Source organism: Inquilinus limosus MP06 (assembly GCF_000767795.1).
Taxonomy (GTDB): domain Bacteria; phylum Pseudomonadota; class Alphaproteobacteria; order DSM-16000; family Inquilinaceae; genus Inquilinus; species Inquilinus limosus_E.
The window spans coordinates 1-2,084 of record NZ_JANX01000807.1; the positions used below are offsets into that span (position 1 = coordinate 1).

Genomic DNA, 2,084 nt, shown 5'->3' on the forward strand with positions numbered 1-2,084 from the left:
GCTCGGCTCCGGCTACGGCGCCCTGCCGGCGCATGACGGGCTGTGGCAGGCGGCGGAGGAGACGGCGGAGGACCTGCTCGGCCGGCTCTCCGTGGTGCCGCTGGTGCTGGAGGCGCGGGGCCTGGACGTGACGCCGGAGACCGTGGAGCGGCTGGAGCGCGCCGGCGATGCCGACAGCGCCCGCATCCTGCACCGGATCTACACCGACGAGATCGGCCATGTCGCCGCCGGCCGGCGCTGGTTCGAATGGGAGTGCGGCCGCCAGGCCTTGCCGCCGGTCCCGACCTATCACGCGCTGGTGCGGCGCTACTTCCGGGCCAAGCTGAAGCGGCCCTTCAACGTGCCGGCCCGCGACCTGGCCGGCTTCGCCGCCGCCTTCTACGAGCCGCTGGCGGATTAGGGATCAGCCCTTGCGCTCGTAGATCACATACAGCTTGCGCGCCGGGGTCAGGTTCCGCCAGGTGCCCGCGAACCCGGCCGGAATGACGAAGCTGGCCCCGGCCTCGAAACGGCGGATGCCGCCGGATTCGTCGGTGAGCTCCACCGTGCCGGACAGCAGATGGCAGAACTCCTCCTCGGTGTAGTTCACGCGCCAGGCGCCGATCGCGCCCTCCCACATCCCCGAGGAGAACTGGCCGCTCGGATCGTCATAGAAGTTGCGCACCGTCTGCACCGGGTCGCCGGCCAGCACCTTGGCCGGATCCGGCCGATAGGTCGTGTCCTCGGACCGGGCGGTGGCGAAATCGACGATATCGGCGGCAGTCTTGCTCATGGCGGCCTCGCATGCGGGAGGCGCGAGACTGCCGGCTTCAGCCGGTGCTGTCGAGGCTCCAGGAGGGGCGGGCGAAGCGCTCGGCCATGAAGTCGACGAAGCTGCGCACCTTGGCCGACAGGGTGCGGGCCGGCGGATAGACGGCATGGATGCCGATTTCCGGCAGCCGCCACTCCGGCAGCACCTGCACCATCCGGCCGGCGGCGAGATCGGGCGCGGCGATGAAATCCGGCTGCCGGGCGATGCCGTAGCCCTCGCGGATCGCCGCCTGGATGGCATCGCCATTGTTGATCTGCAGCCGGGCGCTGACGCGCACGCGCACCTCGCCCTCCGGGCCGGTCAGCACCCAATCACCCCGGTCGCCGCCATAGGCATAGGCGATGCAGCGGTGCCGGGCGAGGTCGGAGGGATGCTCGGGCGTGCCATGGGCCGCGAGATAGGATGGCGCGGCGCAGAGCAGGATCCGGCAGGGCGCCAGCCGGCGGGCGATCAACGAAGAATCGGCCAGCCGGCCGATCCGGATCGCCAGGTCGGTGCCGTCCTCCAGCAGGTCGACGACCCGGTCGTTCAGGGTCAGGTCGACCGACACCTCCGGGTAGCGCTCCAGATAGCCGGCCATGGCGGGCGCGACATGCAGCACGCCGAAACTCATCGGCGCGTTCACCCGCAGCAGGCCGCGCGGCCGGGCGTGCAGCGCCGCCGCCTCCTCCTCGGCCTCGAGGACGTCAGCGGTGATGCGCTGCGCCCGGCGGTAGAAGGCGGCGCCGGCCTCGGTCAGGCTCAGCCGGCGGGTGGTGCGGTTGAGAAGCCGGGTGCCCAGCCGGGTCTCGAGGTCGAGGATCGCCCGGCTGGCCAGCGCGCGCGACAGGCCCAGCTGCTCCGCCCCCGCGGCGAAGCTGCCGGCATCGACGATGCGCACGAACAGGTCCAGCGTGGCCAGGCGATCCATGATTGTCAAAAATGGATCAACAATCTTTTGATGTCACGCCGGATTATCAAAATCGGTCGCAGGCGCAATATGGCGGGCGGAGGTCGCGGCCGGCCGTCCCCGTGTCGCCACGCCCTGGAGATCGATCATGCCCACGATGCCCGCGCTCTTCGTCTCCCACGGCTCGCCGATGCTGGCGCTGTCGGACGAGCCGGCGGGGCGGTTCTTCGACGCGCTCGGCCCGTCGCTGCCGCGCCCGGACGCGATCCTGCTGGCCTCGGCCCATTTCGAGACCGAGGTGCCGACCGTCGGTGCGGTGCAGACGCCGGAGACGATCCACGATTTCTACGGCTTCCCGGAGCCGCTGTACCAGGTCCGGTACCC

General features: G+C 70.9%; 4 protein-coding genes. 2 read left to right on the forward strand and 2 right to left on the reverse strand.

Annotated features, from left to right (window positions below; genetic code table 11):
* Nucleotides 1-400, forward strand: a 400-nt coding sequence (locus tag P409_RS32625) for a ferritin-like domain-containing protein (RefSeq protein WP_034848457.1), incomplete at its 5' end; no start/stop codon positions are given.
* A 3-nt stretch (nt 401-403) separates the two neighbouring features.
* On the opposite strand, the gene P409_RS32630 is transcribed toward P409_RS32625, so the two are convergent.
* Nucleotides 404-772, reverse strand: a complete 369-nt coding sequence (locus P409_RS32630) for a cupin domain-containing protein (protein WP_034848460.1) — start codon at nt 770-772, stop codon at nt 404-406.
* A gap of 37 nt (nt 773-809) precedes the next feature.
* Nucleotides 810-1,721: a LysR family transcriptional regulator gene (locus P409_RS32635; RefSeq protein ID WP_034848463.1), complete on the reverse strand. Its 912-nt coding sequence runs from the start codon at nt 1,719-1,721 to the stop codon at nt 810-812.
* A 127-nt stretch (nt 1,722-1,848) separates the two neighbouring features.
* Here P409_RS32635 and P409_RS32640 point away from each other — a divergent pair.
* Nucleotides 1,849-2,084 (forward strand): dioxygenase family protein (locus P409_RS32640; protein ID WP_034848466.1); only part of this gene is annotated, 236 nt, incomplete at its 3' end.